The organism is Pseudovibrio sp. FO-BEG1 (genome assembly GCF_000236645.1).
Classification (GTDB): Bacteria; Pseudomonadota; Alphaproteobacteria; order Rhizobiales; family Stappiaceae; genus Pseudovibrio.
Map to the genome: position 1 here is coordinate 4,630,025 of NC_016642.1, position 20,919 is coordinate 4,650,943.

Genomic DNA, 20,919 nt, shown 5'->3' on the forward strand with positions numbered 1-20,919 from the left:
AACCTCAGGACTTACCGGTTGCAGCCGGTTCAGGAAAACGTTTCTTCAAAGCATCCACGAGTGGACCCATACGGGTTCCCAGGGAGCCCTTTACCATCACGATGTCGTTGGGACGCACTTCCGACAGCAGGTCTTTTTCCAGTTTGTCGGAGGTCTCTGAATAGGCGCCTCTGGTCTGTGCAGGCAACCGTTCCCAGAGCACCTTCATGTGAGTACCCACACAATAAACGATGTCGATCTTTGCGCGCTCCAGTTCACGCGCAAGGTCTGCGTGCAGCTTGTCAGAATCTGCACCTAATTCGAGCATATCCCCCAATACGGCGATACGACGGCCATTCTTCTCAACGGGCAATCCAGCCACCAGATTGATGGCTGCGCGCATACTGGCCGGGTTGGCGTTGTAGCTCTCATCCACCAGCAGTGCGGTCCCACCATTCACATCCAGAACAGTCTGCGCACCACGGCCTTTCGGCGCGGACATTTCAGCCAGAGCCAAACCCGCAAAGGCAAGGTTCGCACCCAGCTCCATCACACCGGTCAGCACGCCCAGTGAGTTGATCACATGGTGTGCGCCCGGAGCACCGATTTTGTAGGAGATTTCCTGCCCAAGGATATTGGCATTGAGGCAGCAGCAATCAGGATTGACCGCAACCTTCTTGGCGATGGACTGTGCCCCCGGCTGCATACCAAAGCTGACGATGTTCTTCACACCAGCCACAGCAGCCAGATACCGGAGCAGATCATACTGGCGATTGTCCCTATTCAGGATCGCCACACCACCCGGTTCAATCCCGGTAAAGATCTCAGCCTTCGCACGGGCGATATCTTCAACGGAGTTAAACGCTTCCAGATGCACAGGCTCAACGGTGGTCACAATCGCAACATGCGGGCGAACCATCTTCACCAGTGGTGTGATCTCACCACGGTGGTTCATGCCAATCTCGAAGATACCAAACTCGGTATCTGCGTGCATGCGCGCCAGTGTCAGCGGCACACCCCAATGGTTGTTAAAGCTCGCCACAGGCGCATGAGTGATGCCGGATTTGGACAAGCAAAGACGCAAAGCCTCTTTGGTGCCTGTTTTACCGACAGAGCCAGTCACCGCGATGATCCGTGCTTTTGAACGGGCGCGAGCAGCCACACCAAGGCGCTCCAACGCTTTCAGCACATCATCAACGGCCACATAGCGCCCACCTTCCGGCAGTTCACCAAGCTTTTCACGCGATACAACGGCCACAGAAGCACCAGCTTCAACAGCCGTTCCCGCAAACGCGTGACCATCGAAGTTTTCACCTTTGATAGCGAAGAAGGCCTCTCCGGGTTGGATCGTTCGGCTATCAATGGAAATTCCGGTTATGTCATCCGCCAGATCACCGTGAACATCCCCATCTACCGCCTCCAGAAAATCGCTGAGCAGCCACAGCGGCCCACGATCTATTTCAGGCAGTTCAATCATTTGCCGCTCATATTCCGACTTAATTTCCGGGTCTAATAGGTTGATGTGGGGGACGATAGTCCACTCAGGCTTGTCTATCGCTGACTTGAGGCGTGGTTTTTCGCTGTTTTTAGCCTCAGAATCTGCGATTTCCGGAGTAGCAGCAGGTTCCTCAGAAGCACCTAGTCCACCAAGGGCGTCTGCACCGTCCTGCTCATCCGGTTGAGTGGACTGCGATACATCCTCGGCAACCTCTGGAGCAACCTCTTCGATACCTTCATCCGCAAGAAATGCATCCGCATCCGCTGTGCTCTCATCATCTTGATCATATGCAGCCGGCACCTCAGGCTCAACATTCTCTTCGGCTTCGGCTTCGGCTTCGGCTTCGGCTTCGGCTTCGGCTTCGGCTTCGATAGCCGCTAGATCACCCAGCAGCTCGTCTTCAAGCGCATCAGGTGTATCTTCCGCAACATTCGGGAAACCATCCTTGCCAAAGTCAGGGTCATGGCTTTCAACATCAGCCAGCTCCGCATCAGCAAGGTCGTCAGCACCAAGAACTTCTTCTTCCAGCGCCAGCCAGTCTTCCTCTTCCTGATCACGTGCATCATCAGGGTTTTCCGGCAGAGCAGCTTCCAGCTCGTCCACACCGGCCTGAACAGCTGCCAGCAGGTCGTCATCATCAAGCGCTTCAGCAGCGGCCAACTCATCACCTTCATCGGCAAGAAGGTCCAGCTCATCCAGTTCTAGAGAGAGTTCAGGCGACCCACTCTCAGCAACAGGAGAAACGCCATTTTCTTCAGAAGCTTCTGCGAGCGCTTTTTGGATTTCGTCGTGATCAGAGAATGGCAGAACCTCAGTTCCAACAATCTGCCCTGTTTCATGACCTTTGCCAGCCACACAAAGCACATCCCCTTCCTGCAGCATCTTCACAGCCTGACGGATGGCAAGCGCACGATCTCCGATCTCAAGCGCAGCAGGACAAGCAGCAACAATCTCTTCGCGAATTGTGTCTGGATTTTCAGTACGCGGATTATCGTCCGTCACAATGGAAACATCAGCAAGCCGTGCCGAAATTTCACCCATCAGCGGACGCTTACCGGCATCACGATCACCGCCGCACCCAAACACGCTGATCAGGCGACCCGGCGCAAACGGACGCAGCGCCGCAAGCACATTCTCCAGCGCCTCTGGCTTATGGGCATAATCAACGAACACCAGCGCCCCGTTCTCACGGGTACCAACATGCTCGATACGGCCCGGCGCACCACGTAAAACCGTCAAAGCTTCCAAAGCAGTCTGCAATGGAACACCAGCAGCAATCGCCAAACCTGCCGCAATCAAAGCATTACTAACTTGGAAATCACCAGCAAGCGGCAGCGCAACAGAGAACACGCCTTCAGCAGTCTCAAGCTCAAGAACCTGACTAAACCCTTCCGGCTGAACGCTCCGCACCTTCAGGTCTTCACCAAAGAACCCGGTGGTAAAGGTCTTCAGGCCACGCTCTTTGGCAACTTCCAACACGCGGTCTGCAAACTGTGCTTCCGGATCAATGACCACAACACCGTCATCCGGTAGCAGATCACGGAACAGGCGCAGCTTTGCCTGCAAGTAATCCTCCACCGTCGGGTGGTAGTCCATGTGGTCACGGCCAAGATTGGTAAAGCCAGCAGCAACAATGCGCACACCATCAAGGCGGTGCTGATCCAGCCCGTGGCTGGAAGCTTCCATCGCTGCGTGAGTAATGCCGTCTTCTGCCAGACGTTTCAGATCCTGATGCAAAGACACAGGATCTGGCGTGGTCAAACCACCATAGCTCTGGCCGGTTGAGGTCACAGTACCGATAGTACCAAGGCTGGCTGAAACAAGCCCGGCATATTCAAAGATCTGACGAACGAAAACAGCAACGGACGTTTTGCCAGCTGTTCCCGTGACTGCAACCATCTTTTCAGGCTGCCTGCCCGCAAAGGTCGCAGCCATCAAAGCAAGTTCCCGGCGCGCATCTTTTGCAGCGATCAGAGCAACCTGCTTGGCCGTCTTGCGGACGTCATCATCAATACGGTCTGCATCTATCAAAATAGCAGCAGCGCCAGCTTCCACGGCCTGCTCGATAAACTGTGCACCATCAACTTTCGCGCCCTTCAGGGCAGCAAAAACAAAACCGGGCTCCACTGCCCGACTATCAGCAGTAAGCCCCGAAATAGTGAGAGCACCAGCGCTGTCTGGCCCATCGCCTGCGGCGGAGTCTATCTCTTGTTTTGTAAGGTCTTTAAGCAACATAGCGTCGATATGTCCGGCCTATGAGACATGAATGTGGCAAAGTAGTTTCGGAGAATAATTGTCTTCATATTTCCCCAAAATCTCCATGTATTGCCCCATTCACCTCTCCTGTTTAGTTCCGGTTCTGATAGGAAACCGGAATTGTCTCTGCGTCATCTGCGAAATCAGGCACCACGCCGAGCATTGGTGCAATTCTGCGGATAACAGATGCAGTGGTTGGCACAGCATTCCACCCTGCGGTGGAATAACGTTGCCCCTCCACTTTTTGCGGCTCATCCAACACAATCAAAACGAGATACTCAGGATTGGACATCGGGAACGCCGACATGAAGGAGTTCAGATAAACACCTTCCGCGTAACGGCCATTCACAACCTTCTGCGCTGTTCCAGTTTTACCGCCAACGTCATAACCCGGTACAGCAGCCCGCCGACCGGATCCGCGCAGAACGTTCTCGCGGTTGAGATACCGTAGGATCTCACTGGTTTCTGGTTTCAGAACCTGCTTGGCAAGTTTGTCCGCCTCTTCCTCACTGCGAGGCAGGAAGGTTGGCTCAAGATACTTGCCGCCATTGACCAGCGTTGCACCAGCCACCGCCATCTGCAGCGGCGTCACACCCACACCATGACCAAACGAGATGGTCATTGCTGCAAGCTCATTCCACTTCGGAGGAAGCAGAGGCCGCGCAACGCCAGGCATCTCGGTGTTCATCTTTTCGGTCAGGCCAACTTTTGACAGGAACTCTTTCTGCGCCTCAATACCAGCACGCTGCATAACCTTGATGGTGCCGATGTTGGACGAGTAAATGAATACTTCAGGAACAGACAACACACGGCGCTTGCCATGGAAGTCGTCAATCTTCTGGCCAGCAACACGGATCGGCTTGGTCGCATCAAACCCGTCTTCCAGCTTCACCTTGCCACTATCCAGCGCCATCGCGATGGTAAGGCCCTTAAAGATTGAGCCCAGCTCGAAGACACCGCCGGTGACGCGGTTCATGCGCGATTTCTCAAGCGCCTGCTGACGGTTGTTCGGGTCAAAGTCTGGCAAAGACGTCATGGCAATCACTTCGCCAGTGTCTGCCTTCAACACCACACCCATCGCCGCCTTGGCCTTGTAGTACTCCATGGAGCGACGTAGCTCATCACGCACCGCATGCTGTACACGCAGGTCAACGGAGAGCTTCACAGGCTCCATGTTACGATCCTGCGTAAAGCCAAGATCCTGCAGATCTTTCAGCCACGCCTGATCGACATACTTCTCCATGCCGGAAAGGCCTTGGTTGTCGACATTCACCGTACCAAGAATATGGCTGACAGTCTGGCCACCCGGATAAAACCGCTTATTACTCTCACGGAAACCAACTCCCGGCAGACCGAGCGCGTGAATAGCCTGACGCTGTTCAACCGTGATCTCACGCTTCAGCCACGTAAACAGCGCATTGCTTTCCAGACGCTTCTTGATCGCGGGCGTGTCCAGTTCCGGCAATACGGAGATCAGGCCATCAAACACCTCATCCGTATCCGGGATCTTGCGCGGCTCAGCATAAAGCGCAGCACTCTTGATATCGGTCGCAAGGATTTCACCATTGCGATCAACAATATCCGGGCGTGCTTGAGCAACCGTGCTTTGCGCAGCAAGGAAACGCTGAGCCGGATCTCCATCCTGCAATCCAAGCAGGATCAGACGACCGGCAATCGCCCCGTACACAAGCACGAACAATGTCATGGCAAAAACAATACGAGAGCGGCCCGGGCCACGAACCCGCATCGCTGTAGTGCCATGTTTTTGATTGAAGTTAGACCGCCTCAAAAAGGAGCTGTCAGCTTTCCTGGCCACGAGCTCCTCCCTTATTGCACGGATGTAACGCGACTGGCGTAACCGCTCATCGCATCAGCAGAAACTGGCTCCATCAGAACAGGCTTAACCGGCAATGCCTTCAGTGTCGTAATCTGCTCTGCACGCAAAGGCTCTAGCTTGAGAATATCGTTGTAACGATCAACGATACCCTGCAGGCGCCCCGGTTGATTGAGCACACTCCACTGGGCCTTGTAGTAGCGGATCTCGTCCTTTTCCTTGGCAATCTCAGCAGAGAGCTGACGCACCTGATCGGCAAGGTTTTCGTTGGACATCTTGATGTCGTAAACGAGCGCAGCACCAATAACCACTGCAACAACAAAGAACAGATTAACGAAGCGCAGCATAGCCTAGCCCCCTAGTCCGTGGAATGAAGCAAGGCGCGGAACGCCAGCCTCATGAATATCTAATGTCCGTGCCGGAGCATCCAGACGACGCCCAGCTCTCAAACGAGCAGAACGCGCGCGAGGGTTTTCAGAAACCTCCTCAACGCTGGCATCCTGATTGCCCTTCACGATAAATTCGAAAGTCGGAGGTGGAATATCCACCTCTGGCATGTGGCGAGAACCACCACCGCGGGTCTTGCAACGATCCGCAAGGAACCGCTTCACAATGCGGTCTTCCAAGCTATGGAACGTCACAACAACCAGACGCCCACCCGGGCGCAATATCCGCTCTGCCGCAGCCAGCGCACCCGCTGCCTGATGCAGCTCGCCATTCACATAAATCCGCAGTGCCTGAAATGTGCGTGTCGCCGGATGAATGCTGGCTTTCTTCGGATTACGCTTCACCACCTTTTCAATCACGCGAGCAAGCTCAAGCGTGGTCTCAAAAGGCTTCTCTTCACGCGCCTGACAAATGGCATGGGAAACACTGGAAGCGCGCTTCTCCTCACCAAGCAATCCGATGATGCGTGTCAGGTCCTTGCGTTCCATGGTGTTGACCACATCCGCAGCGCTTGGCCCATCCTGCTCCATGCGCATATCAAGCGGACCATCAAAGCGGAACGAGAAGCCACGCGCAGCCTGATCCAACTGCATGGAAGAAACACCAAGATCCATGACCACGCCATCAACCGCATCATGGCCGAGCGCACGTGCATGCTCTTCAAGATCAACAAACTGTCCGTGAACCAGCTTCAGGCGCCCATCAGACGCCTGTTCCAAAGCACGACCATCACGGATTGCATCCGGATCCCGGTCAATGCCAATCACACTGGCTCCAGCTTCTAAAAATGCGCTGGAGTAACCACCGGCACCAAATGTGCCGTCAACAATCACATCACCCGGCGCGGGGGCCATTGCCTCCCGCACCCGATCCAGAAGGACTGGAATGTGACGCGCTGGTCCGCCAGCGATACCGGATTTGTCTCCGTCGCCGCCCGTCATCATAGTGCCCCTCCGGCTGCTGCCCCCGGCGCACCGCCGGAAGACAATACTGCAAGCGCCCGCTTCATGGCCTCGTCGCGGTGCTTGGCGAACCTGGTCGGTTCCCAAATCTGAAACTTAAACCCCTGCCCCACAAACGTGACTTCGCCGTCAATGCCAGTGTGGTTGCGGATCATCTCAGACAGAACAATCCGACCATCCCGGTCAATTTTCAGCGTCTCACTGGCACCATACAGCGCCGTGGACAGAGCGTCGTACTCCATGGAAAGCGTCGAAAACGCATCTAGTCGTTTCTGGATTTCAGCGGTAAGTCCGTTGCCACCTGCATCAACCGCCTCCTGAAAAGGAGATGGGAAGCAGTAGAGACCTTCAAAGCCGTCTTTCGCCAACGCCGCACGGAAGGGCGCAGGGATCGATACACGACCCTTTGCATCCACCCGATTGGTGAAGTGCGAAACAAAACCAGCCATTGGTCCCCTCTTTAATGAGCCAGATCTTCTTGATCTGTCATCGGCACATCAAACAACTCTCCACTCCTTGGAGAGCCAGCGCTCAAATCAGGCAAAAACAACAAGATTACTGAAGTACACACCGGAATTCCCCGGGAGCCTATGGGATACCATGGGATAGCATGGGACGTCAATGAACCCACATGTCCAAACCGAAAAGAATGCCCCTTAACATCTGGTAGTTATCACCAATTATGGTAAACGAAGTATTGATAGGAGTTTACGCAAGGATTTCTGCGAGTTACACGCATCGAAAATGCGATTACAACCAGAAGTACTCACAGTTTTTACAGAGGCGAAAGAAAGAATTTGGCTAAGTCGCTCTAGTAATTTTTACCTATCAGCCTCGCCAATAAGGCGCTTTTCCCACCTCGGACCATAAGATTCCATGCTCAATCAGCAAGGGGTAGGGCAATTTCCCATACCTACCCACGATTGTCCCGAGTCGATAATTGGCCTCCCATGAGGACTTCACACACCGCGATCACAATTGGTTTTGTTGGTTACTTCGGATCGCTCATAAGCAAAGAGGCTGACAGCTCGGCCAGCCTCAAAATCTCATCACAAAAGCCAGTGCTTCTGTTATCTGGCAACACCCAGTCCAACCAGATAATCCGCACCCTTGCGCAAAGTGGTCTCATCCATGATCTCAAGGATCAGACGTGGATTACTCGTCAGCTTTGCCAGCTCCGCAAACAGCGGCTCCCACGGAATAGATCCCTCACCCGGATTCCAGTGACGATCTGCATACCCATCAATGTCCTGAATATGCACGTGCTGCAGAGTGTTGCCTGCAGACTTGATGAAGTAATCAACCGGCGGCGCGCCATAGCAGGAGTGCATGTAGTGAGCGTGCCCAGTATCAATAGAAAGCGCCAGAGCCTCACTGTCAAAGCTCTTCAGGATGTCCATCCGGCAGGACGGATCCAGATCCTCGATGTTCTCCAGCACGATGACACAGCCCATGTCCTCAGCCTTGGCAACAACATCCTTCAGGTTGGCATGGATCATCTCCAGCTTCATCTGACGGCCATTGTCGTAAACATCCAGGTTGTTGTGATCCCAGATCGTATAAGGGCTGTGCAACACCATCTGGTCTGCACCCATCTTGGCACACAGCTCAATGCCCTGGTCCAACCGCTTACGAACCGCCTGCTGAAACAGCGGATCAGCTGCAGACAGATCCATATTATAGAACGGACCATGCAAACCGAGACGTCCTTCATGACCATCCAAAAGCTTCTTCGCTTCTGCAATCAGGTCATCACACCCATTGTCCAGCAATTTCCAGTTATAGAAATCTTGCAGTTCAAGGTCTCGGGGAAGTTCCAGCAACCATTCACGATGTTGAGGAAGATGTTTGACGCACATTGCTGCGCCTAAAACCGGCAAATCACTCATGCGGCTATTCCAAGATAAGGCCTTAAAAGGCACGCTTTCAGTTATGCCTTTGCTCTTACATGGCAACCATGTCAAAGGCATTACATCACCTAAAACAGTCTGCCTTTATCCCGGCTCCTACCAACTGCTTTAAGCGCTCATCTCACCGCGTCCCAAGCGCGGCAATCGGAGCACCATGACAGCTTCAATTTGCGCGGTCTACGTACTAATCCAGAGCAAACAAGAGCATCAACAAAAATCTACAGTTTTGCTCGGTGAAGCTGACGCTCTCGTAAGCTCTTAGGTTCAGTTTTCCAGCCTTACAAACGCAGTCGTCGCTTTGCGGAAAGAACGCCAGATGAAGACCAGCAACCCAACCAAAGCCATACACATCAGCGCAGTCGCAACGATCTGGAATGTCCCGGCAAACCCAACCGCTGCAATCAGCGGAATACTAACGAAGACGGAGAGAAACTGACCGAGGAAGACTGAGGATGTCAAAACACCACCCGCCATGCCACGGCGTGAACTCGGCGCCACTTGCAAAGCCATAGCCGGAAAGTTCGGCATTGCCAGCGCATAACCTGCACCCATGGCAGCAGTTCCAAGGAACACACTCCAGGTTCTTTGCAGTGTCAGCAACATCAAGCCCACTGCCATAAATCCATAAGCCAACGTGAACGCGCCGCTATACCCAACACGTGCCTTGATCCGCCCATAAAGCAAAGCCGCTGTACCACCTGACAACATCAACGCACCGAGCGCAGCGCCCGTCATACTCGCGCTGTCATACCCTTGCGCATCCAAGAAGAACGGAAGCTGTGTTGGCATCAAAAAGAAGATCATGTTGGTCAGCATCTGCAAGACAGCCAGAGCTCCCAGCAACAACACCCAGGCTGCCGCGCCATCATTTTCAGTATTGGCGGTTTTCCGCGCTCCACCCGCATGCCTTGCCGGTTCACTAATGTAACGCCAAAGAAATGGCACCATCAGCAACGCCAGACCATAAATAGCAAAGGGCAACCGCGGAGAACTCACCGCCAACACACCAGCCATAGAGATGAACAGAAAGCCGCCAAAGTTGCGCGCAGACGTTTGCAAACCCATCAGAGAACTGCGCTGATCGCCAGTAAAGTAGTCGCCAATCAAAGCCGTTTGCGCCGTCATCACCATGGCAACAGCCACGCCAAGCCCCAAGCGGCTCACCAGCATGCTTGTCAGATCCGGCAGAAACAGCCCAGCGCTCCCCATCACGGCAAACAGCAGTACACCAACCAACAACAACGCCCGCCGACCATAACGGTCCGCAATCACCCCGGCCAGCGGAGCGCAGATGATAACGGTCAGCGAAGGCGTTGAAACCAGAAGCCGGGACAGCCACAACACATTCGGATCATCTTTAAACATCTCCTCCAGTCCGGCAAGCGCCGGACTGATGGTTGCATTCGCCATCACCGTCAAAGTCGCCGCCATAAGCAAAGCAATGGCTCTGGGGTCTTTCCAGACCTGTTGTGTGGGCTCCACGTGCACTTGTTTCATTTGCTTATCCTCTTGCAAAATTGCCCTGTTGGGATCAGGATACGACTTCAAGTCAACTTGAGGTCAAGCATGAAACTGCTGGATATCGGAGAGATCACCGAACGCTCAGGCGTAAAGCCTTCCACCCTGCGGTATTATGAGGAAGTCGGGCTCATTCAGTCTGTCACCCGGCACGGCCTCAGGCGCCAGTACGAGCCGCAGATCCTGACCAAGCTAGCCCTGATCACCCTCGCAAAAGCAGGCGGCTTTTCGCTGAACGAGATCGCTGGCATGTTTTCAGAGCAAGGTCAGCTGCAAATCCCGAGAGATCAGATCCGGGAACGCGCTGATCAGATCGACGAGCAAATCAAGGAACTCACCGCCCTGCGCGATGTCCTGCACCACGTGGCCGACTGCCCCGCCCCAAGCCATTTGGAGTGCCCGTCCTTTCAACGCATGCTGAAGACGACCGGCAAACGCCAACAGACAAAAAGAAAACCGCCGACCAAATAGCCGACGGCTTCCATTAATTTTTCAGGTCGAGCGAACTTACTTCGCTGCACGCTCAACCAGTTTCAGGCAAACCTGTGTGGCCATCGCCATATCCTGCACGCTGATCCACTCCAGCGGACCATGGATTTCCTGCATGCCAGTGAAGATGTTCGGGCAGGATGTACCCTTGGCCGTCAGGACGGAACCATCTGTTCCACCACGGATCGGCTTGGAGGAAACAGTCAGGCCCATATCCTCATAAGCCGCCTTTGCCAGGTCCACCGGGGTCATGTCATCACGCAGCCAGTGATGCATGTTGCGGTACTGTTCTTTCACTTCACAGGTGATGGACGCACGCGGCTCAGTCGCCTGAACAGCAGCACACACCTGCTCTAGCAAATCAGCTTTTGCCTCAAGGCCTTCCAGCTCAAAATCACGCAGAACGAAATGCAACTCTGCTTCAGCGGCATTGCCTACCATGTCGGCAACAAAGATGAAGCCATCACGACCATCCGTGGTCTCAGGTGTCATTGTGGCATGCGGCAACATGGTGATGATCTTGCCCGCCAGATGCAGTGCGTTGACCAGCTTGTCTTTCGCATAACCAGGATGAACAGAAACACCCGTAATCTTCACGGTCGCACCATCAGCGCAGAAGTTCTCGTAGTTCAGTTCACCAACTTTGCCGCCATCCAGTGTATAGGCGAAGTCAGCACCCAGATCACCCGGAAGCTTGTCATGAACACCGCGCCCGATTTCTTCATCCGGCGTAAACGCAATGCGTAACTTGCCATGAGGGATCTGCGGGTTTGCCAGCAGATGACGCGCAAGACACATGATGATCGCAACACCAGCCTTGTCATCCGCACCCAACAGAGTGCTGCCGCTGGCGGTGATGATGTCATCACCAATCTTCTCACCAAGATAGCGGGAGTTCTCAGGAGATAGGGACAACTCATCCGCATCCGGGAAGGAAATCGCAGAGCCATCATACGCACGGTGAACACGCGGCTTCACCCCTTCTGCATGATATGCAGGAGCCGTATCCACGTGTGCCAGCAGGCCAATCACATGCGCATCAGTCTCGATAGTCGCAGGAATGGTTGCAAGAACAACGCCGTACTCAGTCAGCTCAACGTCACTTGCGCCAATCTCCATCAGCTCAGCACGCAGCACCTTTTGCAGGTCGAGCTGGATCTGAGAGCTTGGGGACTCCGGACAGGTCTCATCACTCTGCGTATCAATCGCAGCATAACGAACGAGACGCTCTTCCAGTTCCTGATCAAATTCTGTTCTCATAGAAGATCTCCTTGCAGTTACCTCCTATCTGCGCGAAGCCTCCCCAAGTTTCAAGCAGGAACACCTCTCCCCTGACAAATGCAAACCGCTTTAACGCACTTCACCAGCAATTTTCCCGGCAAACCCAAACAGAACAAAGCCAGAAACCACACGAAACCGGCGATACCGAGCCTGTGTGAAAAAGCGCGCCCGCAGTAAGGATGCCAACGCCGAGTAACTGCATAAGGAGAGAACCGAAATCCCACAAAACGTTACAACCAAAATAGCAGCTTGCGGGAGCAACGCACTCTCAGAACGCATCACTTGCGGAAACAAAGCCACAAAGAAGAGAATGGCTTTGGGATTGGTAACAGCCAGCAAAAAGGCCTCCCAAAACAACGTCATACCCGAGACCGAAGATCTCACATCACCGGACAAATCGATCTCTTCACGCTTGAAGACAAACTTGAGCCCCAGCCAGACCAGATACCCAACGCCGAGCCACCGAAACACGCTCCACAAAATCTCTGAGGTAAGCACAAAGCTGGCAACACCACCCGCGCAGAAGGAACCAGCAATAGCAAGACCAAGCGTATTACCAAGAATGGTCGGAAACACCCTGCCCATTCCCAACTGAGCTGCCCTCCGCACAGTGTTGAGGATCGCCGGCCCCGGCGTGACAATATTCGCAGCAGAAATCAGAACGAAAGAAAACCAAACCCATAAATCCATATTGTATTCCAATGTATACATATAAATCATGAGTACTTGATCAGGTTGAACCAGTCAACCGCGCAGACCTTGCAATGCGAAATCCAAGATCATCAACTCGGAAAGTTGGATGACTTCTTCTCCGATTGGTGACTAAACATCCCCTCGCCTCATCAGCCCAACCACCACCTTTGAAGATCCGGTATTCACCATAAACGTCAGAATCATATTGATCCCAGCACCACTCCCAAACATTGCCGAGCATGTCATGAAGCCCGAAAGCATTTGCAGCTTTCTGGCCAACCTTCTGCGGTGCTCCTCCGGAGTTCTCAGCATACCAGGCCACTTCATCCAGCAGCCCATAACGCGGCTCATGAGAACCACCACGGCAGGCATACTCCCACTCCGCATCCGTCAACAAACGAAAACCACCACTCTTCGGATGCTGCTCAGCCACATCATCCGCATGAAAAGCATAGCAAGGCTCCAGCTCACAGCGCTTCGAAAGCTCATTACAAAACCGCGACGCATCAAACCAGCTCACGGACTCGACTGGCAGGTCATCTCCTTTGAAACGTGAGGGCCAGTCTCCCAAAACTGAGCCATACAGCACTTGAGTGACAGGATACTTCGCGACCTCAAAAGACTGGACCTGCACCGTCCACCTTTTCCCTTTGCGGTCATCCTTTTGGGAAAGAACACCTGCCGGGACAGTCACCATTTCTGGCATCAGAATAGAACTCAGATCTTCCAACAGTCCCCTCCCCCTGCTCAAACCCTGTAAAGGCACTCAACGAATAGAAACAAACTTTAGCCGCTCATAACAGTCTTCAGAAAACTATTTCGCGTAATGGGTTAGAGATCATGACACTCACGGTGACCGGAACCCAAGCAAACCCATGACAAAGCCCCTTGTTGTGATCACAGGTGCCAGCTCTGGCATCGGCGCAGCCATTGCAAGAACCTTCAGCAACGACGGGCACCCCCTGCTGCTCTTGGCAAGACGTAAAGAACCCATGGTCGCCATGGACCTTCCCAACACAATCTGCCGCAAAGTAGATGTGACCAACCGCGAGCAAATGGCCAAAGCCATCCGTCACGCTGAACAGGCCCTTGGACCAGCAGATGCAATCGTCAACAATGCAGGCTGTATGTTTCTGGGCGAGCTTAAAGATCAAAGGCCTGAAGACTGGAACAGGATGATCGATGTGAACCTGCGCGGTGTCTTCAATGGCATTCATGCAGTACTGCAGCAAATGTACAAACGCGGCTCCGGCACCATCATCAACATCGGCTCCATGACTGCCAAGAAAGCTTTCCCCATGCGAGCCGCCTACGGCGCAACCAAGGTCGCCATCCACGGCCTCAGCGAAGCTTTGCGTCAGGAAGTAGCTGGCCACAACGTTCGCGTCATCACCATTGTTCCCGGCCTCGTCGAAACCGCCCTGCCGGAGAGCACTCGCGATGCTAAAATCCGCGAAGACTACGAGGAACAGAAACGGCAGATCGGCGGCGCACTTGACCCACAAAGCGTGGCGGATGCAACGCTGTTTGCCTACAATCAGCCTCAGAACGTGAACATTCGCGAACTGGTGATAACAGCCACAAGGCAATCTGCCTGATCCTGCGATCAGCCTATCCTCACAAAATCAACCAGAGACGCTTGGTTCATTTTTGAACCATCATGTCCATCTTTACCTATCTACCGGTTCATTTTTCATCGCGCTATCTATGAGCTCAAGGGAGCAGACAAGACCCGTCCCCCAATGACAGAGGTGGTTTCTGGCCTCGGTATTGTCTGCCTCCCCCTTTTTCAACATGAGGAGAGTTCAGATGGTTTCGATTGCAGTCCACCAAACCGTAAATGCCCCTATCGCCACTGTCTGGGATAGCTGGGACGACTACGGTAACATCAACAAATTTCACCCGGGCCTAAATGCCTCCTACTTGCTTGGCAAAAAGCAGAAAACCGGTGTTGGCGCAGTTCGTCAATGCGACTTCACCGATGGCAAAACCTTCCTGAAAGAGCGCATCTCCGAGTATCTGGAGCATCAGCGCATCACCATCGATATCTACGACACCAATGCGCCGTTCAGAGATGGCAAAGCAATCTTTGAATTCACTCCGGAAGGCCCAAGCAAAACCCGCGTCACCATGACCATGAGCTTCACTCCGAAGATGGGCATCCTCGGTAAGATTCTGACGCCTCTCATGAAGTTCCAGTTCAAGAAAGGCCTGCGCGGCCTTCTGAAAAGCAACGCTGACTACGTGGAGAAATACTCCGGCCTTCGGGTAGCAGCGTAATCCTTCTCTCACCTCCAAACAGATTGAGCCAGACCAGTTTTCTGAGGCCTGGCTCAATCAAACCTTCCAATAAAACAATTAGGTACGCGCTGTGCGCGAGAATGAAATGACAAACACACGAGTTACATTAGCATCCCGCCCAAACGGCATGATCAAGCCAACTGATTTCAAGAGAGTGCAGGAAGACCTGCCGGAACTGAAAGACGGCGAAGTTCTGGTCAAGCAGGTCTATATGTCTTTGGATCCGGCCATGCGTGGCTGGCTGGACGAGGACGAAGGCAGCTACATGCCGCCAGTCCGCATCGGCGAAACCATGCGCAGCTTTGGCATCGGCATCGTAGAAGCCTCCAACAACCCAGCTTTCGCCGTCGGCACAAGAGTAAACGGCATGTTCGGCTGGAGTGAGCACTACATCACCACCGGCGAAGATCTGATCCCTCTTCCAGAAGACGTGCCACTGGAACACTTCATGGGTCTCCTCGGCCTACCGGGCGCCACCGCTTATCACGGCTTCATGGAGTTGATCGACAAGCCAAAAGCAGGCGAAACCGTCCTCATCTCTGGTGCGGCAGGTTCCGTTGGCTCCCTCGTTGGCCAGATCGCAAAAGCTGAAGGTCTCAAAGTCATCGGTGTCACCGGCTCTGACGAGAAAAAAGACTGGCTCCTCAATGAGCTCGGCTTCGATGCTGTCATCAACTACAAAACCGAAAACCTCGAAGAAATGGTCGCAAAGTACGCACCGGATGGCATTGATCGCCACTTCGAAAACGTCGGCGGCAAGGTGCTGGAAGTGGCGCTCGACAACATGAAGATTGGCGGCAAAATCACGTTGTGCGGCCTGATCTCCACCTACAACGACACCGAACCATCCGTAGGCCCTCATCTGGTCCGCGCCATTGCACGACGTCTCACCTTGAAAGGCCTCGTGATCATCGATCAGCAACACCGGTTCGGCGAGATCTTTGAGAAGCTGAGCGCTTACGCTCAAAAAGGTCAGATCAAATACCGCCTTGATATCGTAGAGGGCCTGAAGCAAGCCCCCGAAGCCATCAACAAACTCTTCGACGGCACCAATCAGGGCAAACTGGTCATCCGCATCTAAGTCCAACTAGCTCAAGACTTCCCAGGTCAAACATTAGTGGCAATGCCCTCAACGTTTGCCACCACCTCCAAAGTACCGCTACCAAAGCGGTGCTTTCTTTTGTGTTTAAGCACTCTCAGAAAGCACATTCCGACAAAGGTGCTCTGAGTATGCCTGAAGCGTGGAGTAATGCTCCAACCCTTCAACTACATGCAAAACCACATCTGTCGGCAGTGCCGCCTTGATTGCATGCGCCATCTCGAGTGGTGACCATGTATCAGCACTCCCATGCCAGAGGTCTACCGGGCAACAGATACCAGAGAGAACAGCAGACCAATCACCAACATAGGCCTTCAAATAAGCAGCATAGCTCTCAGGATGATCAACGAGGCTATTCGCCAGCCCAGCACGCAACACTCTGGAAACCGATGGTCTCCCAATAAGTTCTTTTTCTTGAGGTCCGCACTTCGCAAACAGCCCATTCAACAAAAGAGCTGGCCGCATACGGAAGATCAGTCTCTGAACCGCAATCAGGATCTTCAACAAACGAGGCGAAGACTTTGCCACCTTGAACACAGGCGCTCCTGCGGTTTTGGGAAGAAAGTCCCCAAGGCTCAGCGGAGCCGCAGAGGAAACAAGAGCAAGCTTGGTAACTCTGTCAGCACGGGCACTTGTGATATGCGCAGCAGCAATGGTCCCGATAGAAAACCCAACCACATGAATCTCAGATACATCCCTGCCAGCGGTCATTTCATCAAACTGCCGGACACAGGCTTCTGTTGGATCACCCTTTGCTTCAAACAAGTTAGGAGCGACAAGCTCTACATCCGCAGGCAAGGCATCTTTCAGGAAAGTGCTGTCATGCTCACTACCTGGAACGCCATGACAGAAGTAAACAAGCTTGGAGGGCTTTTGGGCTGACATGCAGATTGTCTCGATAAACAACTAAAACATCGGAATGAAACCAGCTTACACAACAGCAAGCAGCTCTAAGAATATGCGAGCAATCTATTCCGCGAATAAGAAAAATACCAGTCGGCCTGTAAGCCGGGTTTTGTAAGGCACAGGCTGTTACCCCTGTACGTGACGGCAATTCATCTGGGATGCCCATTGCTGAACACCTCTAGCGACCAACCCGGGCGGTCAGGTCTGGAAACATGACTGGAAGAAAACTTCCGCGCCGCCCCTATTCGGTCTTGCTCCCGGTGGGGTTTACCATGCCGTTTTTGTTGCCAAAAACGCGGTGGGCTCTTACTCCACCCTTTCACCCTTACCAATGCATGCACTGGCGGTTTGCTTTCTGCGGCACTTTCCCTAAGGTCACCCTCGCCGGACGTTATCCGGCACCGTGTCTCCATGGAGCCCGGACTTTCCTCCCCTGCGGCCTTTCGGCACTTGCAGCAGCAACCGTCCGGCCGACTGGTGCACCTGAACTACGGAGCCTTCGGAAAAAGGTCAAGTAAAGAATTACGCTTGCACACGATCTCCGGTCACCTCCAGCGCCATCTCAAGAGCACGCACGAAGCCTTCCCGAAGCTTTCCGTTGGCCTCCGCGAACCCAACAATCAGCCCGCGCTTGGGTTCTCCCAGATAGAACACAGAGAGCGGGTTAACGCCAAATCCCTTCTGGTTCATCACATCCGCAACAGCGACATCATCGCAGGTCTCAGGCAGATAAAAGCAAGTCTGCAAGCCACCTGTCGGCATGGAAACACCAACCTGATTGCCAAATCTCTCCGAAATCAGCTGGCACAAAGCAACACCGTTCTCATGATAGGCACTGCGGATTTTGTTCAGATGCGCCCGAAAGTAGCCACTCTCTATGAAATCTGCAAAGGCCATCTGCACGTGAACATTCGTCAAAGCACCGGAGGCCCGCTGCGCCAGCTCCAATCCTTCCACATGCTCTTTGGGAACCACAGCGTAAGCGAGACGAATACCCGGCATGAGCGATTTGGCTGAAGTGCCGATATAGATCACTGAATGCCGATCACTCAGCCCTTGAAGCGCAGCAATAGGCCGCCCTTCAAACAGGAACTCACTGTCATAATCGTCTTCAAGGATAACAGCCCCACGCTCATTGGCCTGCTTGAGCAAGGTCAGCCGTTCCCCCATCTCCATACGCCTGCCGGTGGGATATTGGTGAGACGGGGTCACATAGATCAGCGATGCCCGCTTAATCTGCTCAATCTCACTGAGTGCCCGCACATTCAGACCCGCAGCAACAAAAGCTGATCGAGCCCCCAGATAGCCCGGCTCTTCAAGCAGCGCGACATCCCCTTCCTCAGAAAAACACTGAGACATAAGGGAGAGCGCAGACTGTGTTGTCGGAAACGCAAGCACCTGCTCTGGCGAACAGACAACACCACGCTCCTGTGCCAGATACTGTGCCAATACCCGCTGCAACTCCGGCAATCCGGAGGTATGCTCATACCCAAGCGCATTGCCATTGAGCAATCGTGCAGCCCGCCTCAAACTCCTCGCCCATTGCTCTTTTGGGAACAACGCCCGAGATGGTTCCCCCGGCTGCATGGAAGAACCACGCCCATCTGGGCTCGTGTACCGATGGTTCCGCGCAAACCGTTGACCGCGTGATGATAACGGAGGTGCAGTTTCGCGAACACTGCCTTCAGCAGACGCCCCTTCAACCTCAGGCAAAGCGACCACCTCCGGCCTTGCACCAGAGCGCACATCCACCAGTCCTTCAGAGCGCAGCAAATCGTAGGCTGTGTTCACGGTATTTCGCGATACTGAGAGACTGATAGCCAGTTGCCGGGAACTGGGCAACCGCTCCCCTTCCGGGATGCGCCGCTTCAAAATCGCTTCCCGATACTGCTGATAAATCTGGCTCGACAGCGGGGTACTGACCTCGCGATTGATCATCACAACATACTCGAACAACTGGCACCCCAAAATTAGATTAAGCGGATCTACAAGCGGAACCAGTTTTACAGAGAATACGTAGAAGCACAATGCTTCTTCGCCCCGCAGCGGAGGCAAAGTGCTCTATTGAAACAGAAAACCCGGCAAGCGGAGAGAGTTGAAACTCAAACAACTTGCCGGGCCAACTGGTCCCATATTGCCGATTGTGCTCAAAACCGGGGACCAGAAACGGTTAAGACGATGACAGCAGAAATGACACTTGAGGCAGCTCCGACCACAAAGACTCGTGAGGCCAAGCCACCTAAGTTCGCTCGTGTCAGAACAAGCCTGCGCGCTGATTATGATTGGGACACAATCCTCCCAATTCTGGAGAGCTCCCTTGTTGTCCATATGGGCTTCTTGGACGAAGACCGACCAATGGTCATTCCCATGGCCTTCGCAGTTATGGATCGCACCATCTACATCCACGGCGCCAAAGCGGCTCGGATCGTGAAGAAGATGAGCAAAGACTCCAAAGTCTGCCTGACCTTCACCAACGTGGATGGCATCGTTGCAGCCCGTTCAGCGTTCCATCATTCCGTCAATTACCGAACAGCCATCATTCATGGCACGGCTCGCCTCGTTACAGACCATCAGGAAGCATGGGATTCCCTGAAAGCCATCACCGAGCACCTCTTGCCCGGCAGATGGGACGAGGTTCGCCCGATGACTGAGAAAGAGCAGGTCTCAACCGGCGTCATCGCTATTGAGATCGAGCATGCTTCAGCCAAAATCCGTCAGGGTGGACCAGTGGATGATGCAGAGGATTACGCCCTTCCGCTCTGGGCAGGCGTTATTCCTGTGACCACATCCCTCGGAAAGCCGATCGATGACGGAAAGGTTCTAGACGGCGTCAAGCTACCGGCTTCACCAGCCAATGCCGCTCGGAAGTTCGCCTAATTTTCCGGGAATTCGCCTAAAATTTTAAGAGTTAGGGTGGTTGACTTTGCCCGGTCAACCACCCTGATGTGTCCTTGCAGACAGACTGACCGTCGGTCAGACATTCATAAAATTCTAGGAAACTTTGATTGGGAACTTACAGGTCCCGACCCGAATATGCAAGATGCATTTAGCTGCGAGCAATAATATCCTTAACGCGCTTACAGTACTTGGCACTAATTCGGTTCATACGCTTGGCATAGTGGCCAGCGTTGTATCGCAAAATGGTTCCGCACAGATCTCCGCCAGCGCGCTTATAAGCACCAGCAAGATAGCGCATGCCCCATTCCAGATTATTTTCTGGTTTATAAAGAGCCTTGGTTGAACCACGGTATCCCATACCGCGCGCAGTCGCTGGCTTGATCTGCATAAGACCAACTTCACCGGCTCTACCGCGAGCTCTTTCGTTGAAGTTACTTTCCACTTCAACAACGGCCTTCGCGATGTGGTGCGGTACGCCGTGCTTTTTAGCTTTCTGTTCAATCAGCTTGACGTAGGTGCTTTTCTTAGTAGCAGCCTCTGCTTCATCAGAGAACACGCTGGTATTGACGACACCACCAAGCATAACACTTGCAGCAAGGGCAGGGATTACTACGATATTTTTTATTTTTGTAAGGTTCATCTTCATGTCCTGGCAATCATGTTTTGAGCAGGAGTGTTTATCTTCAGAAGATGAGACGAAAATCAGACAGGTTCGATCACGAAAAGTTACATTTTTAATGTTTAAAAACTGGCATAAACCTTAGTTCATGGCACAAAAAAGGCCGATGCGAGGCGCATCAGCCTTACTTTGGGAGACTTTTCAGCAAAACAGAGTCATTCCTCTACGT

18 protein-coding genes and 1 other RNA gene are annotated in these 20,919 nt (G+C 53.4%); 5 read left to right on the top strand and 14 right to left on the bottom strand.

Annotated elements, in window-relative coordinates; translation table 11 throughout:
• Positions 1 to 4 precede the first annotated feature (4 nt).
• The 7 genes from PSE_RS27870 to PSE_RS20890 form a co-directional block, all read right to left on the bottom strand.
• On the bottom strand, positions 5 to 3,712 hold the full coding sequence (locus PSE_RS27870) for a UDP-N-acetylmuramoylalanyl-D-glutamyl-2,6-diaminopimelate--D-alanyl-D-alanine ligase (RefSeq protein WP_014286618.1): 3,708 nt from the start codon (positions 3,710 to 3,712) through the stop codon (positions 5 to 7).
• A 112-nt stretch (positions 3,713 to 3,824) separates the two neighbouring features.
• Positions 3,825 to 5,549: a penicillin-binding protein 2 gene (locus tag PSE_RS20865; RefSeq protein WP_041768728.1), complete on the bottom strand. Its 1,725-nt coding sequence runs from the start codon at positions 5,547 to 5,549 to the stop codon at positions 3,825 to 3,827.
• Positions 5,550 to 5,560: 11 nt separating this feature from the next.
• Positions 5,561 to 5,914 carry a hypothetical protein gene (locus tag PSE_RS20870; RefSeq protein WP_008547620.1) on the bottom strand — a complete coding sequence of 118 codons (354 nt, stop codon included), beginning with the start codon at positions 5,912 to 5,914 and terminating at the stop codon, positions 5,561 to 5,563.
• A 3-nt stretch (positions 5,915 to 5,917) separates the two neighbouring features.
• Entirely contained in the window at positions 5,918 to 6,955 is a 1,038-nt protein-coding gene (rsmH, locus tag PSE_RS20875; protein WP_193384408.1) for a 16S rRNA (cytosine(1402)-N(4))-methyltransferase RsmH, read from the bottom strand.
• Positions 6,955 to 7,425, bottom strand: coding sequence for a division/cell wall cluster transcriptional repressor MraZ (locus tag PSE_RS20880; protein WP_008547354.1), 471 nt, complete (start codon positions 7,423 to 7,425; stop codon positions 6,955 to 6,957). The genes rsmH and PSE_RS20880 overlap by 1 nt, the downstream gene beginning before the upstream one ends.
• A gap of 621 nt (positions 7,426 to 8,046) precedes the next feature.
• Complete coding sequence (locus PSE_RS20885; RefSeq protein WP_014286622.1) at positions 8,047 to 8,865, bottom strand: sugar phosphate isomerase/epimerase; 819 nt, start codon at positions 8,863 to 8,865, stop codon at positions 8,047 to 8,049.
• A 285-nt stretch (positions 8,866 to 9,150) separates the two neighbouring features.
• The gene (locus PSE_RS20890; protein ID WP_041768729.1) at positions 9,151 to 10,383 is read right to left on the bottom strand and encodes an MFS transporter; all 1,233 of its coding nucleotides are present in this window, start codon (positions 10,381 to 10,383) and stop codon (positions 9,151 to 9,153) included.
• A gap of 69 nt (positions 10,384 to 10,452) precedes the next feature.
• On the opposite strand from PSE_RS20890, the gene PSE_RS20895 reads away from it, so the two are divergent.
• Entirely contained in the window at positions 10,453 to 10,875 is a 423-nt protein-coding gene (locus tag PSE_RS20895; RefSeq protein ID WP_008548141.1) for a helix-turn-helix domain-containing protein, read from the top strand.
• A 36-nt stretch (positions 10,876 to 10,911) separates the two neighbouring features.
• Here PSE_RS20895 and pepT read toward each other — a convergent pair whose 3' ends face one another.
• The 3 genes from pepT to PSE_RS20910 all read right to left on the bottom strand — a co-directional run bounded on the left by pepT (position 10,912) and on the right by PSE_RS20910 (position 13,597).
• Positions 10,912 to 12,153 (bottom strand): peptidase T, encoded by a 1,242-nt coding sequence (gene pepT / locus PSE_RS20900; protein WP_014286624.1) that lies wholly within the window; start codon positions 12,151 to 12,153, stop codon positions 10,912 to 10,914.
• 90 nt (positions 12,154 to 12,243) lie between these two features.
• Positions 12,244 to 12,864, bottom strand: coding sequence for a LysE family translocator (locus PSE_RS20905; RefSeq protein ID WP_208998009.1), 621 nt, complete (start codon positions 12,862 to 12,864; stop codon positions 12,244 to 12,246).
• Positions 12,865 to 12,904: 40 nt separating this feature from the next.
• Entirely contained in the window at positions 12,905 to 13,597 is a 693-nt protein-coding gene (locus PSE_RS20910; protein WP_014286626.1) for an SUMF1/EgtB/PvdO family nonheme iron enzyme, read from the bottom strand.
• Positions 13,598 to 13,742: 145 nt separating this feature from the next.
• On the opposite strand from PSE_RS20910, the gene PSE_RS20915 reads away from it, so the two are divergent.
• The 3 genes from PSE_RS20915 (at position 13,743) to PSE_RS20925 (ending at position 16,249) form a co-directional block, all read left to right on the top strand.
• Positions 13,743 to 14,465 carry an SDR family oxidoreductase gene (locus PSE_RS20915; RefSeq protein ID WP_014286627.1) on the top strand — a complete coding sequence of 241 codons (723 nt, stop codon included), beginning with the start codon at positions 13,743 to 13,745 and terminating at the stop codon, positions 14,463 to 14,465.
• 211 nt (positions 14,466 to 14,676) lie between these two features.
• Positions 14,677 to 15,147, top strand: coding sequence for an SRPBCC family protein (locus PSE_RS20920; RefSeq protein ID WP_008548053.1), 471 nt, complete (start codon positions 14,677 to 14,679; stop codon positions 15,145 to 15,147).
• A 106-nt stretch (positions 15,148 to 15,253) separates the two neighbouring features.
• Entirely contained in the window at positions 15,254 to 16,249 is a 996-nt protein-coding gene (locus PSE_RS20925) for an NADP-dependent oxidoreductase (protein ID WP_083841598.1), read from the top strand.
• Between the two features lie 105 nt (positions 16,250 to 16,354).
• On the opposite strand, the gene PSE_RS20930 is transcribed toward PSE_RS20925, so the two are convergent.
• The 3 genes from PSE_RS20930 to PSE_RS20935 form a co-directional block, all read right to left on the bottom strand.
• Positions 16,355 to 17,152, bottom strand: coding sequence for an alpha/beta fold hydrolase (locus tag PSE_RS20930; protein WP_014286629.1), 798 nt, complete (start codon positions 17,150 to 17,152; stop codon positions 16,355 to 16,357).
• Between the two features lie 103 nt (positions 17,153 to 17,255).
• Positions 17,256 to 17,651: RNase P RNA component class A (gene rnpB, locus PSE_RS26820), an RNA gene on the bottom strand.
• 44 nt (positions 17,652 to 17,695) lie between these two features.
• On the bottom strand, positions 17,696 to 19,129 hold the full coding sequence (locus PSE_RS20935; RefSeq protein WP_208998010.1) for a PLP-dependent aminotransferase family protein: 1,434 nt from the start codon (positions 19,127 to 19,129) through the stop codon (positions 17,696 to 17,698).
• A 234-nt stretch (positions 19,130 to 19,363) separates the two neighbouring features.
• Between PSE_RS20935 and PSE_RS20940 the strand changes: the two genes are divergently transcribed.
• A complete protein-coding gene (locus PSE_RS20940; protein ID WP_208998011.1) occupies positions 19,364 to 20,050 on the top strand; it encodes a pyridoxamine 5'-phosphate oxidase family protein in 687 nt (228 codons plus the stop codon).
• 169 nt (positions 20,051 to 20,219) lie between these two features.
• On the opposite strand, the gene PSE_RS20945 is transcribed toward PSE_RS20940, so the two are convergent.
• Entirely contained in the window at positions 20,220 to 20,717 is a 498-nt protein-coding gene (locus PSE_RS20945) for a lytic transglycosylase domain-containing protein (RefSeq protein WP_008547682.1), read from the bottom strand.
• Positions 20,718 to 20,919 lie beyond the last annotated feature (202 nt).

What these genes read in the sequence shown, in the direction of transcription:
- PSE_RS20940 (WP_208998011.1), top strand. Translation starts at nt 19,364, where the DNA reads ATGACACTTGAGGCAGCTCCGACCACAAAGACTCGTGAGGCCAAGCCA.
- pepT (WP_014286624.1), bottom strand. Translation starts at nt 12,153, where the DNA reads ATGAGAACAGAATTTGATCAGGAACTGGAAGAGCGTCTCGTTCGTTAT.
- PSE_RS20915 (WP_014286627.1), top strand. Translation starts at nt 13,743, where the DNA reads ATGACAAAGCCCCTTGTTGTGATCACAGGTGCCAGCTCTGGCATCGGC.
- PSE_RS20885 (WP_014286622.1), bottom strand. Translation starts at nt 8,865, where the DNA reads ATGAGTGATTTGCCGGTTTTAGGCGCAGCAATGTGCGTCAAACATCTT.
- rsmH (WP_193384408.1), bottom strand. Translation starts at nt 6,955, where the DNA reads ATGACGGGCGGCGACGGAGACAAATCCGGTATCGCTGGCGGACCAGCG.
- PSE_RS20945 (WP_008547682.1), bottom strand. Translation starts at nt 20,717, where the DNA reads ATGAAGATGAACCTTACAAAAATAAAAAATATCGTAGTAATCCCTGCC.
- PSE_RS20890 (WP_041768729.1), bottom strand. Translation starts at nt 10,383, where the DNA reads ATGAAACAAGTGCACGTGGAGCCCACACAACAGGTCTGGAAAGACCCC.
- PSE_RS20930 (WP_014286629.1), bottom strand. Translation starts at nt 17,152, where the DNA reads ATGTCAGCCCAAAAGCCCTCCAAGCTTGTTTACTTCTGTCATGGCGTT.
- PSE_RS20925 (WP_083841598.1), top strand. Translation starts at nt 15,254, where the DNA reads ATGACAAACACACGAGTTACATTAGCATCCCGCCCAAACGGCATGATC.
- PSE_RS20880 (WP_008547354.1), bottom strand. Translation starts at nt 7,425, where the DNA reads ATGGCTGGTTTTGTTTCGCACTTCACCAATCGGGTGGATGCAAAGGGT.
- PSE_RS20920 (WP_008548053.1), top strand. Translation starts at nt 14,677, where the DNA reads ATGGTTTCGATTGCAGTCCACCAAACCGTAAATGCCCCTATCGCCACT.
- PSE_RS20870 (WP_008547620.1), bottom strand. Translation starts at nt 5,914, where the DNA reads ATGCTGCGCTTCGTTAATCTGTTCTTTGTTGTTGCAGTGGTTATTGGT.
- PSE_RS20895 (WP_008548141.1), top strand. Translation starts at nt 10,453, where the DNA reads ATGAAACTGCTGGATATCGGAGAGATCACCGAACGCTCAGGCGTAAAG.
- PSE_RS20905 (WP_208998009.1), bottom strand. Translation starts at nt 12,864, where the DNA reads ATGGATTTATGGGTTTGGTTTTCTTTCGTTCTGATTTCTGCTGCGAAT.
- PSE_RS27870 (WP_014286618.1), bottom strand. Translation starts at nt 3,712, where the DNA reads ATGTTGCTTAAAGACCTTACAAAACAAGAGATAGACTCCGCCGCAGGC.